At 35.8% G+C, this 15,123-nt stretch carries 11 protein-coding genes; 4 read left to right on the forward strand and 7 right to left on the reverse strand.

The genetic code is table 11. From position 1 onward, the window contains the following. Position 1 precedes the first annotated feature (1 nt). The 7 genes from GS03_RS03915 to panC are packed head-to-tail and all read right to left on the reverse strand — an operon-like array spanning position 2 to position 7,371. A complete protein-coding gene (locus GS03_RS03915) occupies positions 2-1,951 on the reverse strand; it encodes a transglycosylase domain-containing protein (RefSeq protein WP_136151266.1) in 1,950 nt (649 codons plus the stop codon). Continuing rightward, entirely contained in the window at positions 1,948-2,412 is a 465-nt protein-coding gene (locus tag GS03_RS03920) for a gliding motility lipoprotein GldH family protein (RefSeq protein WP_136151267.1), read from the reverse strand. The genes GS03_RS03915 and GS03_RS03920 overlap by 4 nt, the downstream gene beginning before the upstream one ends. 57 nt (positions 2,413-2,469) lie before the next feature. Continuing rightward, positions 2,470-3,831, reverse strand: a complete 1,362-nt coding sequence (gene radA / locus GS03_RS03925; RefSeq protein WP_136151268.1) for a DNA repair protein RadA — start codon at positions 3,829-3,831, stop codon at positions 2,470-2,472. Beyond that, positions 3,831-5,126 carry an alpha/beta hydrolase gene (locus tag GS03_RS03930; RefSeq protein ID WP_136151269.1) on the reverse strand — a complete coding sequence of 432 codons (1,296 nt, stop codon included), beginning with the start codon at positions 5,124-5,126 and terminating at the stop codon, positions 3,831-3,833. Before GS03_RS03930 ends, radA begins: the two co-directional genes overlap by 1 nt. A gap of 59 nt (positions 5,127-5,185) precedes the next feature. Further along, the gene (locus tag GS03_RS03935) at positions 5,186-6,151 is read right to left on the reverse strand and encodes a lysylphosphatidylglycerol synthase transmembrane domain-containing protein (protein ID WP_136151270.1); all 966 of its coding nucleotides are present in this window, start codon (positions 6,149-6,151) and stop codon (positions 5,186-5,188) included. 6 nt (positions 6,152-6,157) lie between these two features. Next, positions 6,158-6,508, reverse strand: coding sequence for an aspartate 1-decarboxylase (gene panD, locus GS03_RS03940; RefSeq protein ID WP_136151271.1), 351 nt, complete (start codon positions 6,506-6,508; stop codon positions 6,158-6,160). A 14-nt stretch (positions 6,509-6,522) separates the two neighbouring features. Continuing rightward, complete coding sequence (panC, locus tag GS03_RS03945; RefSeq protein WP_136153055.1) at positions 6,523-7,371, reverse strand: pantoate--beta-alanine ligase; 849 nt, start codon at positions 7,369-7,371, stop codon at positions 6,523-6,525. Between the two features lie 106 nt (positions 7,372-7,477). On the opposite strand from panC, the gene GS03_RS03950 reads away from it, so the two are divergent. The 4 genes from GS03_RS03950 (at position 7,478) to GS03_RS03965 (ending at position 15,099) form a co-directional block, all read left to right on the forward strand. Then, complete coding sequence (locus GS03_RS03950) at positions 7,478-8,284, forward strand: glycogen/starch synthase (protein WP_136151272.1); 807 nt, start codon at positions 7,478-7,480, stop codon at positions 8,282-8,284. A gap of 18 nt (positions 8,285-8,302) precedes the next feature. Further along, the gene (locus tag GS03_RS03955; RefSeq protein WP_136151273.1) at positions 8,303-10,123 is read left to right on the forward strand and encodes a DUF4270 domain-containing protein; all 1,821 of its coding nucleotides are present in this window, start codon (positions 8,303-8,305) and stop codon (positions 10,121-10,123) included. Between the two features lie 11 nt (positions 10,124-10,134). Beyond that, positions 10,135-11,985 (forward strand): glutamine--fructose-6-phosphate transaminase (isomerizing), encoded by a 1,851-nt coding sequence (gene glmS / locus GS03_RS03960; RefSeq protein ID WP_136151274.1) that lies wholly within the window; start codon positions 10,135-10,137, stop codon positions 11,983-11,985. 279 nt (positions 11,986-12,264) lie between these two features. Continuing rightward, complete coding sequence (locus GS03_RS03965) at positions 12,265-15,099, forward strand: TonB-dependent receptor (RefSeq protein ID WP_136151275.1); 2,835 nt, start codon at positions 12,265-12,267, stop codon at positions 15,097-15,099. The last annotated feature ends 24 nt before the right edge of the window (positions 15,100-15,123 follow it).

A 15,123-nucleotide genomic window follows, 5' to 3' on the forward strand; every position in this document is an offset into this window, starting at 1 on the left:
GCTAAAATTCAAATTCTTCTACAGGGGTTTTGTCCGAATCAATACTCGTCGGTTTTTGTTTCAGAAAAAATTTGGCCCGACCTGAAATTTCCAATGGAAAATTTCCAATGGTGTCATTAGCCATCAGAATATTGCGTTTGAACATTAGGTTGGTTAGGAATTTTTCGGTTTGTTTTGCCGCCGGTTTTAATTTGTTGTTAGCATCAAACTTTGCCATAAAACCTTTCGGATTCGGAATTATTGTTGCCAAAAACAAGCATTGGTTTACGTTTAAATCCCACGGTCTTTTTTGAAAATAAAACTCAGATGCTTCGGCAATTCCGTATACGTTTGGTCCCCATTCTATGATATTAAAATACACTTCCAGCATTCGGTCTTTAGAACTGATTCGGTTGTTTTCCAAAATATAAACCAACAGTATCTCTTCGAGCTTTCTTGACAATGTTTTTTCACGCGTCAGAAAAACATTTTTTACCAACTGCATGCTAATCGTACTGGCTCCACGGGAGAATTTTTTGGTTCGGATGTTTTTGGTAATCGATTCTCGGAATGCTTCGTTTATAAATCCGCGATGTGTCATGAAAGAAGGGTCTTCACTTGTCAACACACATTTTTTCAGATAAGGTGACATCAGACTTAAAGGCGTATAATTACCATTTCCGGGACCAACATTAATCGGGCGTTGCAAAACACCTTTATCAACAGCGCGATAAACAAAATTGCCATTGATTTTATTCAAATCGGCTTCGCCATATTTCGTAATTTTTATGCCATCGGGCTTAAGTTTACTTGTAAAAATTACATCCTTTGGTTTGTGATTGTTGTATTCAAAATTCAACGCATAACTAAAATTTCCCTGTGCTTCCATACCTTCAAAGTGACGGAATAATCCTTTTGGCAATGACGAAATAAAATCCTGCGCCTTCATTTTTGGAATCTTCAATTTGAGCGCATAAACTTTATCCTTTTCGTTGGTATACGATATATACGGTTGGCATTTGATGTTATTCAATTGGACTGTAGAAGTGCTGTCCAATGCCATAAAACGTTCGCCAACTATCCAGTGATAATCAAAACGGGCGCTTTTTATAATCACGTCTTTATTGGCAATCTTTGGGTTATTTACAACCAAATCCTGAATCGAAGAATAGCCTTCAATATGCAGTTCGCCACTATTCATTGCTAAATTCTCCAGATTGAAATGAATGGATTTAAAACCACTTTTCAGATTAAATTTTTTATCGATATATGGAATTATGATAGTGTCGTTTTTGGCATTGGCAAATGTCAAATCGGCTTTTCTGTCTCTTGGATCGGCAAAACCGTTGATGCTCCATTGTTGTGAAAATTTATCCGAAGTTACCTGAATTATTGTGGTGAGTTTTTTATTGGCTAAAGCCAATTCATTAAAATCAAAAACCACTTTGTTGCCTTTGTCGTCTATTCTGAAAGCAAAGCCTTTGACCTGCATGTCTGTCGGAACCAAATCCATCAACTTAGAAGAAATGCGATTTAAAAGTTTGGCATAATTCACTTCGGCTTTTTCGTCTTTCTCTTTTTTGGAATGTAGAAAAGCATCGAAATTGCTACCGTTTTTGGTTTTCACCAATTGGATAAATCCTTTGTTTATTTCGAGTTTTCCCAATTGAATATCGCCGACCAAAAGCTTCCAGAAGCTAACGCTGGTTTTCAATTCACCTATGCTTACCAAAGTGTCTTTTTGATGTGGAACCAGAGAAATGTCATGAAATTCCAAATTGGTCAAGTCATGAAATTCGGCTTTTTGTATAGTAAAATTACATTGGTAATCGCGTTCAAGTTTGGCATCAATGCGATGAATGACTTTGTCTAAAATCGTATTACGAAAAGCAAAAAGCAACACCAAACCCAACAGCAGAAGAACGCTGATTATTTTGAGAGAAAGGATTGCTTTTTGTCTTGTTTTTTTCATTTTACGCTTTCAACATTCAATCCAATTCCAATTACATTTGGAAGGTATGGTCCTTCAAAACTATGCGAAAAGGTAATTTTATATTTCCCTTTTTGGAGTTTAAAATTTTCCTCAACTTTATAATTTAAATCGCAAACATCGCCTGCGCATTCTCCCAATTCTTTGCCGTTATCATCTTTTATAGCTAGATTGATTGTGTGATCTTCTTTTTCACCAGCGGGATTTTCAATACTGAAATTTATCGGAACACTGGCAAACTGATAGTCATAAACGTGGCTAAACCGAAAAGTAAGATTGTATAGTTTAGAATCATCAGTTATATCAAATTCAAAGGTTTTTGCGTCTGATTTTTGCCAACGGTTTTCTTCGCCAAAAGTGTCAAATTGGCTAAATTGACCTTGCTTGGAACAGGAAGTTAAAATCGCAAATAAGGACAGCAAGAGTAAAGTTTTTGTTTTCATAAGAGAATATTAATCTATATAAAACGATTTTTTTTTGCTTTTATTGTGTCAAAAAAATTAGCCAAACAACTGTTCGACAACTTCTTCAATTTTGGACACCAAAACGATTTTTATTCCGGGAAACTTGGTCGCAATCTTATTGTATTTGGAAACAAAAATCGTTGAAAAACCTAATTTTTCTGCTTCCTGAATACGTTGCTCAACACGGTTTATTGGACGGATTTCGCCCGAAAGTCCAACCTCGCCTGCAAAACAAACATCTTTGCCCACAGCGATATCTTCATTAGAAGACAAGATTGCAGCAACAACAGCCAAATCAATCGCCGGATCATCAACAGAAATTCCGCCGGTTACATTTAGGAAAACATCTTTTGTTCCCAAACGGAAGCCGGCACGTTTTTCTAATACGGCCAAAATCATATTCAGTCGTTTGGCATTATAACCTGTGGTGCTTCGTTGTGGCGTTCCATAAACTGCGGTCGATACCAACGCCTGAATTTCTATCATCAAAGGACGCATGCCTTCCAGTGTTGAGGCAATTGCCGTTCCCGAAAGCTCTTCTTCGCGATGCGAAATTAATATCTCTGATGGATTGGAAACTTCGCGCAAACCTGAACCTTGCATTTCGTAAATTCCCAATTCGGCAGTAGAACCAAAACGGTTTTTGAGGGAACGGAGTATTCGGTAGACATGATTTCTGTCGCCTTCAAATTGGAGCACTGTGTCGACCATGTGTTCCAAAATTTTTGGTCCGGCAATGTTTCCGTCTTTGGTGATATGGCCAATTAGTATAACCGGAATATTGGTTTCTTTGGCAAACTTTATTAACTCTGCTGTAGTTTCCCTAATCTGCGAAATGCTTCCCGCTGTGGATTCTATATAATCGGTGTGTAATGTTTGTATCGAATCGATGATGACAATATCGGGTTCGGTTTCTACAATATGCCGAAAGATATTTTGGGTTTTGGTTTCGGTTAAAATGTAGCAATTGTCACTATTCGGATTAATCCTTTCTGCACGCATTTTGATTTGTTTCTGACTTTCTTCGCCCGAAACATATAAGGTTTTATAAGGTAATTTTAAAGAAATCTGCAGCAGCAAGGTGCTTTTTCCAATGCCTGGTTCTCCGCCTAAAAGGATTAGTGAACCCGGAACAATTCCGCCGCCAAGCACACGATTTAATTCGCCGTCAGTGCTGTCCATTCGCACTTCCTGAGTGGAATCGATTTCTTTAATACGAAGTGGTTTTGAAACTCTTTTAGAATCGGTACTCGAAGGTTTCCAACTTGTTTTTTCTTCCTTTTGAATAATCTCTTCGGCAATGGTATTCCATTCTTTGCACGAATTGCATTGGCCTTGCCATTTGGCATATTGAGCACCGCAATTTTGGCAAAAAAAAGTAGTTTTTACTTTAGACATTATTCTTTCTTTTTCTCTTCGGTTGCCGGTGCGTCAGTTGGAGGTGTATCCGTTGGAACAGCTTCTGTCGGCGTATCGGTTGTTGGTGTTTCTTCCACAACAGGTTCTTCTGCAGCAGTTTCTTTCTTTCCAGGTTTTCCTTTTTTAGGCAATGATTTTTTTAACTCATCCGCTCTTTCAATCATCATGTCTTTTGTCAAATCGCCAATTTCTTCGCGTTGAAACGCGGTCATATAGGATTTAACCGCTTTAGCCATTTCCCCTGTTTTTTCATACATCTGTCCCATTTGATAATCGGCAAGCATTGATTTTGGATAATTTTTTCTGGCTAATTGCGCCAATTTTTCAAACTCAGGATAGGCTTTGTTTTTTAATATGGCGGCTTCTATTGCTTTAAAATCATTTAAACGAATTGGTAACTTTAGTGCAAAAGACTTTTCAATCACATCGTATTTTTGAGCTAAATAATCGACGTATCCTGATGGAAGCACAGCGATTTTTTCGTTAAATTCTGTGGTTGAAATTGGTTGGTACACAGAAAATATCTGATACAAAGCACTTGGAATAGAATTCAAAACCAATGAATAATGCGATGCGCCTTTGAAATCGTCAAATCTGTAATTGAGTGTCGGCTTGTTTATTTTTTTGGCAACTTCATCCAAAGCAATAATTCGGTTACGCATTTTTTTCACATCGCCATCGGCAGAAGAATGATAGTAAAAAATAGGTTTTTGAATGGCTGCTAATCTCTCAGGAAGTTGTTCTTCCATTCCGGTTGGAAGTTCCGGGCTCATTGAAATATAGGCATCAAAAGTTGGAATGTCTTTGTAGAGATAGCAGTTCAAAAAGCCGGCTGTTGTGTCTAATCCACCAATCATTTTAAATGGTGCTGCTCTGTATTTTTTTTCTATATATGGTAATAATTCCAGTCCGATAAACTCAAAGAACGCTTCTCCTTTTTCTGTTGGCAGGCCATTTTCAGTGTCTACTGCACAGTCAGCTTCGCGTTCGTTATTTTTGTTTTGAGAAATTCCAACGATAATAACTTCAGGCAAATCATCCCAGTAGTTTCCATAACTCAATGCGCCCTGAAAAGCATCAAAAAGAAAATCACCATCCAATAATACTAAAACAGGATATTTTTGATTCTGATGTCTATCGTATGATGGCGGTAAACCAATCGTAATTTCGCGGTCTTCATTTAGTCTTTTAGACGATATGGTATCGGTAACTTTTTTTTGCGAAAAAACAGCGTTGGTACAAATGAAAAATAAAAGCAGGATAGTTTTTTTCATGACAGTAGGATTGGTGGATTAAATAGCACTTTGTTAAATTGACTGGCAATATAACAAAATTATTTATTTCTATTTAAAAGAGGAAGCAAAACATAGGAAATCAATCCGAGAAGAATTGCTAAAACGGTTTGTGAAGTCCAGGCCAGCCATCCAAAAGCGGTACCGACATCTTTTGGAATTCCGTAAAGGGAAAAAATTAATGCAATAGAAAAAGGATACGCACCTAATCCGCCGTTTGAAAAACCAACAGCCAGGCTGCCAAAAATGAAGCCCATGATTACAATGTCAAAACTGATTTCCGAAGTTTCGGGCAGCGCGAAGATGGCTACATAAAACATCATCAAATAGGAAAACCATATAAAGAACGAATGAAAAATGTATTTCCATTTGTCTTTCATTTTATATACTGTAGTAATGCCTTCCACCAATCCTGATAATTTTTTCTTTAGTTTTAGGATTATTTCCCATTCGGCATAAATCCAAATCAAGATAAAAATAAAGAACATTATTATACCGGCACATCCGGTAATAATTAGGGATTGCAACGAAACATGCTGACTCAAAAGGAACTGATAAATTTTATCAAACTGAGAAACAAAACCAATAAAAACAAAAAGAAAAAAGATGAGTAAATCGACTATTCTTTCGGCAACGATGGTTCCGAATGCCTTGTCAAAAGGGACGTTTTCATATTTTTTTAATAAAGCAGCACGTGAAATTTCGCCAGAACGGGGAACGGTCAGGTTAACCAAATAAGAAACACAAACGGTAAAGAAATTATTGTAGAATTTGGTTTCGTAACCCAAATGATTTAGTGCAAATTTCCAACGATAAGCTCTTGACCAATAACCCACGCAGGCAATTAACAACGACAATAAAATATAGTAGTAATTTGCCTTTTCAAAACTGATTTTTATCTTCTCAATTTCATCAGGTGTCAAAGTTGTATATTGATAATATATGATTCCGATTCCTATAAAAAGAGGAATGAGAATCGTCAACCATTTACCGATTTGTTTTTTCAAGAGATTTTAGGTCAGGGAATTATTAGTTTCGTTTGGAAAAACCAACCAAGGTTTGAATTTTTTTGCTTCTTCAAAATCCATTAAAGCATACGACATAATAATGATAATGTCGCCTTTGTGAACTTTTCTTGCTGCCGGACCATTAAGTGTAATATCACCCGAATTTTTTGTGCCTTTTATAACATAGGTATCAAAACGTTCTCCGTTATTGACATTTACAATGGAAACTTTTTCGCCTTCAATTAAATTTGCCGCTTCCATTAAGGTTTCGTCAATAGTGATACTGCCAATATAATTTAAATCGGCACCGGTAACTTTTACCCTGTGAATTTTAGATTTTACTACTTCAATTTGCATGGCGCAAAAGTAAATTAATTTAATGAAATCGTATCAATCAATCTGATTTTGTTAACAAAAACTGCGATGAAAGCGCGATATTTTTTGGATTTACTTTTTCTGATACAAGGCAATAAAGTTGCTTCATCGGCAATTTGAAAATATTCTAATTCAAAACGACTCTGCTTCCCGAATGTTTTTACAACATATTCTGTTACTGCTGTGGCCGATTTGGTTTTGAATAAATCCTTGGCCTGCGAAATAGTTTTATAGATGATGGCTGCTTCTTTTCGTTCATCAGCTGATAACCTTTCGTTACGGGAACTCATGGCCAAACCATTGGATTCTCTGAAAATTGGGCAACCAATTACGTTAACCTGCAGCTTGGCTTTTTTAACCATTTTTTTGACAATCTGCAATTGCTGAAAATCTTTTTCGCCAAAGTAGGCATTAGTAGGTTTTACTATTTCAAAAAGACGCTTTACGATAGTTCCGACACCGTCAAAATGTCCGGGACGAAACTTGCCCTCCATCTGATTTTCTAATCCGTCAAAATTGAAATGTTGTGAAACCGTTTTCCCTTCATAAATATCATCTACACTTGGCGCAAAGACGATAACATCCTTGGAAATCTTATTTATTTTTTCGATGTCTTTGTCTAATGTTTTAGGATATTTTGCCAAATCCTCAGCATTGTTAAACTGTGTCGGATTGACAAAAATACTTACGACAACCAATGAGTTATGTTGGAGCGCTTCTGCCAATAATGAAAGATGTCCTTCGTGAAGCGCACCCATTGTAGGGACAAAACCAATAGAAGTTTCTTTGTTTGAAACAGAATTAAGATGAGATACTAATTCGTTTTGAGTGTTAAAAAGGAGCATTGGCTTTCGGTAAATGAGTTGCAAACTTACCATTTTCATAAATAACTGCATAAATTTTTGTACTTTTGCCTGTTTTTTATTGCCAATAAATAAAGTAGATTAGATTATGGAAGATAAGAGGATATTGTATGTATCATCTGAAGTGGTGCCGTATTTGGCTGAAAATGAGGTTTCTTTACTGTCGTATGATGTTCCCAAAATGATAAATGATCAAGGAGGACAGATTAGAATTTTTATGCCAAGATATGGCAATATTAATGAAAGAAGACATCAATTACACGAGGTAATTCGCTTGTCGGGAATGAATTTAGTAGTTAACGATTTGGATATGCCTTTGATAATCAAAGTAGCCTCTATCCCAAAAGAAAGAATTCAGGTTTATTTTATAGATAATGATGAGTATTTCAAGAGAAAAGCCACTTTTAGTGATGAAGATGGTGTGCTTTATCCTGATAATGATGAAAGAGCAATATTCTTTGCTAAAGGTGTTGTCGAAACCGTTAAGAAATTAAATTGGGTTCCGGATATTATTCATGTTCACGGCTGGTTGGCGAGTTTGTTGCCTATCTACATGAAACATTATTATAAAGACGAAGCCTTGTTTTCTGAAACTAAAATAGTTACTTCGGTATACAGCCAGTCTTTTGATGGAAGTTTAGATACAGAAATGATAAACAAAATAAAGTTTGACGGCGTGCCTCAAGATGCTATTCAGGAATTAGAATTACCTAATTACGAAAACCTTATAAAAGCTGCTGTAAACCACTCAGACGCGGTTGTTATTGCCTCTGAAAATGTGTCGTCAAGTTTAACAAAATTTATAGAATCTTCAGGAAAACCTTTTTTACCTTTCGCCTCGAAAGACAAAATGACCGAAGCATATACCAACTTTTATAAAGGTATGCTTTCTTAAAAAAAACAGATATTTTTTATGTACAAAAAATCAATTTTACGCCCAATTTTAATTGTTGGATTAATAACTATAATTTTCGCCTCTTGCGATAAAGATTTTAATGAATTAGGAACTGACATAGTGGGTGATGACCACTTCGGGTTTGATGTTGACAGTACTACTTGGACCGTTAAAGCATACAATCAAAAACTTGGTGCTATTGCCTCAAATAATTTACCTATAAGCCCTCTTGGATTTTATTCAAATCCTGCTTTCGGAACTACACAAGCCAACTATGTAACTCAGGTAGAATTATCGAATATTAATCCTGTTTTTAACAATACTGATCCAACACTTTATGAAGATCTTCCGGTTATTGATAGTGTGATTATGGATATTCCGTATTTCAAAACCTTAGATAAAACGAATTCTGATGGCACAAAAGATTATGTGTTAGATTCAATTTTTGGAGCAAAACCATATGATAAAGATACCAATCTGCCTGATTCAAAGTTTAAGTTGAGCGTTTATCAATCTAATTATTTTTTAAGAGATTTAGATCCAGCTCAATCTTTAGCAGAGCAACAGTTGTTTTATACCGATCAAAACAGTCTGATTGATAATAATAAAATTCCGGTTTTGTTAAATAATGCCCCTCTCACTAATCCGCCTACTGGTTCAGAAGGGACACACAATGCTGACGGCCGTGAAAACGAGAACTTTTATTTTGACAAAAGAGAGCACAAATTAACAACCTATGAAGAAGATGGAGTTACTAAAAAATACACGCGTTACTTGCCATCAATGAGATTGCATTTGAGAACCGATGTTTTTTATGATAAAATTTTAAATGCACCAGCGGGTCAATTAGCTTCTCTAGCCAATTTTAAAAATTATTTCAGAGGGATTTATTTTAAAGTTGAAAACGGAAATCCTGGTAACATGGCTATGATTAATTTCAAAGCAGGAAAAATTACGATATATTACAAAGAAGATCAAATTACTCCTGATAATGTAACCACGCCAGATGTAAATGAATACAGAAAGGAAAGAGTAAGTAAAACATTCCCGTTAAACCTTACAGGAAATTCTATTAGTTTGTTGCAAAATTCTAATGAAAACATTGATTATCTGAATGCTGCCAATAGCTCACAAGAAGCATCGCGACTATATTTAAAAGGAGGAGAAGGCGCAATGGCTTTTATAGATTTATTTGGCACAACCGATTTGAAAGGATATGTGCTTAATGAAAATTATAACGAAAGTCTTCCAATTAGTGCTGCCAATCCCAAATATAACCTCACAGGACCAAATGGTATTTCAGATGAGATAGATGATATTAAATTTAACGGTTGGTTAATTAACGAAGCAAATCTAACTTTTTACGTAGATAAAGCAGCAATGTCAAACAATTTCCCGGCAACTAATCTGCCTGTTGAACCGAACCGTATTTTTTTATATGACCTGACAAATAAAAATATCTTGGTTGATTATACGTATGATTATACAAGTAACGGAAGTAACCCTAAATTTAATAAATTTATCCACGACGGAATTATTCAAACCGAAGATGTAAACGATGGAAGAGGAGACAGAGGTAAAAGATATAGAATAAGAATAACGAACTATGTTAGGAATTTAATTAAAAATGATTCTACCAATGTTCGTTTGGGATTGTCGGTTACTGAAAACATCAACAGTATTGGTCTTTCTAAACTAAGAACTCCAAATGCCAACTTCGATAGAGCACCGTCAATGTCGGTGTTGAATCAGTTGGGAACTGTTTTATACGGGACAAGCCCTGCAGTTCCGGAGGATAAAAAAATGAGACTAAAAATTTATTATACAAAACCTAATTAATATTCAATGTTATGTGTGGAATTGTTGGTTATATCGGATTTAGAGAAGCATACCCAATTGTAATAAAAGGGTTAAAAAGATTAGAGTATAGAGGCTATGACAGTGCGGGAGTAATGTTATGCGATGGCAATGAACTTAAAATTGCTAAAACCAAAGGAAAAGTTTCTGACCTCGAAGAGAAGTCGAAAGCCATTGCTTCCTCTAAAGCTTCCATTGGAATGGGACACACACGTTGGGCAACTCACGGTGTTCCAAATGATATCAATTCACATCCGCATGTATCCAATTCAGGGAACATAGTAATTATCCACAATGGAATCATCGAAAATTACGAGCCGTTAAAAAAGGAATTACTAAAAAGAGGCTATACTTTTACTTCAGATACAGATACCGAGGTCTTGGTTAACTTAATTGAAGACGTAAAAAAGAAAGAAAAAATTAAACTCGGAAAAGCGGTTCAAATTGCTTTAAACCAAGTTGTCGGAGCATATGCCATCTGTGTTTTTGACAAAGAAAATCCGGACGAAATTATCGTAGCAAGATTAGGAAGCCCAATAGCGATTGGAGTTGGAGAAGATGAATTTTTCATTGCTTCTGATGCTTCTCCTTTCATTGAATACACTTCGAATGCTATTTATTTAGAAGATGAGGAAATGGCTATCGTAAGATTGCACAAACCATTGAAGATTAGAAAAATTAAAGATGATTCTTTGGTTGACCCTTATATTCAGGAACTTCAAATGAATTTGGAGCAAATTGAAAAAGGCGGTTACGACCATTTCATGCTGAAAGAAATCTACGAACAGCCTAATGTTATAAAGGATACTTACAGAGGAAGACTTTTGGCTAATCAAGGTATTATTCAAATGGCGGGTGTAGAAGACAATCTTGAAAAATTCCTTCATGCCGACAGAATCCTAATCGTAGCTTGCGGTACATCATGGCATGCCGGATTAGTTGCCGAATATGTTATAGAAGAGTTTGCAAGAATACCTGTTGAGGTTGAATATGCATCGGAATTTAGATATAGAAATCCGATAATCAATAAGAATGATGTGGTGATTGCCATATCACAATCCGGAGAAACAGCCGATACTTTGGCCGCCATTAAGTTAGCCAAAGAAAAAGGAGCTTTTGTATTTGGAGTATGCAACGTGGTTGGTTCTTCTATTTCAAGAGAAACAAACGCAGGTGCCTATACGCATGCCGGACCTGAAATTGGCGTAGCATCAACCAAAGCCTTTACAACTCAGATAACGGTATTGACAATGATAGCTTTGCGTTTGGCCAAAGCCAAAGGAACATTATCAAATTCTGATTTCCATCGTTATTTACAAGAATTAGAAGTTATCCCTGAAAAAGTAGCTGAAGCATTAACATCAACGAATGAAAAAGCAAAAGAAATAGCAACTAAATTTAAAGCCGCAACCAACTGTTTATATCTAGGCAGAGGTTATAATTTCCCGGTTGCTTTGGAAGGTGCATTGAAACTTAAAGAGATATCATATATTCACGCTGAAGGTTATCCTGCTGCTGAAATGAAGCACGGGCCAATTGCCTTAATAGATGAGCAAATGCCTGTAATTGTTATTGCTCCAAAACAAGGGCATTATGATAAAGTAGTAAGTAATATCCAGGAGATTAAATCAAGAAGTGGTAAAATCATTGCTATAGTTACCAAAGGTGATACACAAGTAAAAGGATTAGCCGATCACGTTATTGAAATCCCTGAAACTTCGGATGCACTATCACCACTAATTACAACAATTCCATTGCAATTATTATCTTACCATATTGCGGTAATGAGAGGATGCAATGTGGATCAACCAAGAAACTTGGCAAAATCGGTTACTGTAGAATAGTTATCAACATAAAACAACCAAAAAGCGAGACATAGTCTCGCTTTTTTTTGCTCAAAATTTTAGGATTAATTTAATGAAAGTTTCATTTTGTATGTGCGCATAGTATTTTTTTTAGTAATAATGCCAAATCGTTAATAAAAACTTAAAAAAGCGCCCAAATGCCATATTATCACTAAGGAAACTTTAAAATAAATTATTAATAAAAATACCCAAGGTTTTTTAATAATGTAAAAAAAATATTTGTACTTTGGCTTCTTAAACCAACAAAATTATAACCAAATGAAGATCTATTTATTTATCGTTTCATTGTTTTTTTGCGGCATTACCTTTGCGCAAACTTCAATATCGGGTTCGGTAAAAGACAGTAAGAACCAACCAGTTCCCGGAGCTAATGTTAAGGTGGCTGGTGAAAGTTCCGGAACTGTAACCGACAGTGATGGAAATTTTAAATTAACAACCACTAAAAAGCCTCCTTTTGACATCGAAATTTCGAGTGTAGGCTACGGAAGTAAAAAGGTTAGCGTTACATCAAATAATCAAAATGTTAGTGTAGCTTTAAATGATGAAGAAAATAAACTAGATGAAATCGTTGTCTCTGCATCGAGAACACCTGAGAGAGTTTTAGAATCTCCGGTGACTATCGAAAGAATGAGTTTGAGAGAAATCAAAAACACTACAGCAGCGACTTATTACGATGGTCTTGAAAATCTAAAAGAAGTTCACTTCAATACAAGTAGTTTCTCTTTTAAATCAATCAATACGCGTGGATTTGCCACAGTTGCTAATACCCGATTTTTACAATTGGTTGATGGTATGGACAATTCATCTCCAGCCCTAAACTTTGTGTTAGGAAACTTAATTGGAGTTTCTGAATTGGATGTTGCCAATGTTGAACTTCTTCCCGGAGCATCTTCTGCATTATATGGTGCAAATGCTTTCAACGGAATCATGTTTATGAATAGCAAAAGCCCGTTTACAAATCAAGGGCTGAGCTTCTATTTCAAATACGGTCAAACCACACAGGAAGTTGCAGGAACCAATGATTATTGGGATTTTGGAATTAGAGCAGCACATGCTTTTACCAAACATTTTGCAGCTAAAGCCAATTTTACTTTTATGAAAGCAACCGAATGGATTGCTGATGACAGAAAAGATCTAACGGTTAATAACGTAGGTTCAGATCCAAATCCAAATTATGATGGATTAAACGTATATGGTGATGAGGTGTCAACAAATATTAAAAGTGTTGGAATATCATTGGCTAATTTAGGTTTAATACCGGCATCAGCAGTTAACTTGTTACCAAACTATAATGTGGCCAGAACCGGTTATGCAGAAAAAGACTTAAATGATAACGGTATTAAAAGTGTCAAAGCCGATTTCTCATTACACTTTAAACCATGGGCTGATGATAATGAAATTATTTTCCAACATAAATTAGGTTTAGGAAATACCATTTATCAAGGAGCTAATAGATATGCTTTGAAAAACTTCTTTATAAATCAAACCAGACTTGAGTTTAAAGGGAAAAATTATTTTGTCAGAGGATATATAACTGATGAAAATGCAGGAGATTCATATGATATGCGTTTTGCAGCATGGAATGTTAACCGTGCGTGGAAAGATGACCAAACGTGGTTCGGACAATATGCCGGAGCATATATCCAATCAACTTTAGGTGGAGCAACGCCTCAACAAGCGCATGCAATTGCAAGAACAACAGCAGATACAGGAAGATTTTTACCAGGTACGCCTGAGTATGCAAGTGCATTAGCTTCAGTGTCAGCAGACCCGAATTTAGTTACAGGTTCTAAATTTCAAGACCAATCTAAATTATATCATGCCGATGTGAATTATAATTTTAAAGACATTATCAAGGTAGCTGAAATTCAATTAGGAGGTTCTTACAGACAATATGAAATGAATTCAAGCGGAACAATTTTTACAGATTATGATGGTCCACTTAGATATGATGAATATGGTGCGTATGCACAATTGCAAAAGAAATTAATGAAAGAAGGTCGTTTGAAATTTACGGGTTCTGTGCGTTATGATAAATCACAAAACTTCGATGGTTTCGTCTCCCCAAGAGTTTCCTTTGTATATGCTGCAGGAGCTAATAAACAACACAACTTCAGAGCATCTTACCAAACAGGATTTAGAAATCCAACTACGCAGGATCAATACATTGGTTTGAATTTAGGGCCATTCGCTTTGATTGGATCAGCACCGGACAACTTAACAAGATATGTGGAAACATTTGATGTAAGTGCCGCTGGACAAGTAGTTAACGGTGGTGAAGCTACTGCTACATTATCAGGAGTTAATGCTTATGGCAATTCCTTTACTTTAACTTCTGTACAAGCATTTTCTGCCGCTGTTGCCGCTGGACAACCTTTGCCAACAGCAGCAGCAATTCTGGATGTTGCCGATATTGATTTAGTTAAACCGGAAAGAGTACAAGCATTTGATGTTGGTTATCGTTCGGTTATTAAAAATGATTTAACAGTTGATATCACAGGATATTACAATATTTACAATGACTTTTTAAATCAATCAAGAGTTGTCGCACCTTACTATGGAGATGTAAACACATTTGATCCAACAAACTTAGCAACCTATGCTCCGGTAGCCGCTCTTTCAAACGGAGACAGAAGAGTTTACCAAGTGTACAACAACTCTAAAGCGGAAGTTACTTCAATGGGATTCGGGATTGGTTTGTCTAAAAAAGTGTATAAAGACTTTGAGTTAAGCGCAAATTATAATTATGCCGAGTATACTTTTGACCAAGCTAAAGATCCAAGTTTTATCCCAAGTTTTAACACGCCAAAACACAGAGTGAAAGCGTCTTTGGGTAACCAAAAATTATTTAAAAACTTTGGATTTAATACCAACGTAAGATGGAATACTGAATACTTATGGCAATCTTCTTTTGCCGATGGTATGGTTCCGGAGAACGTGGTTTTTGATGCCCAAATTAATTATGCAATTCCAAAATTGAAATCAGTTTTAAAAGTTGGAGCTAATAACTTATTCGGAGAAGACTACATTCAAGTAATTGGAGCAGGAGCTATTGGACAACAATGGTTTGCTTCTATAACAATTAATCCATAATAATCAATAACAATATATAATTTA

This window comes from Flavobacterium sangjuense (assembly GCF_004797125.1).
GTDB lineage: Bacteria > Bacteroidota > Bacteroidia > Flavobacteriales > Flavobacteriaceae > Flavobacterium > Flavobacterium sangjuense.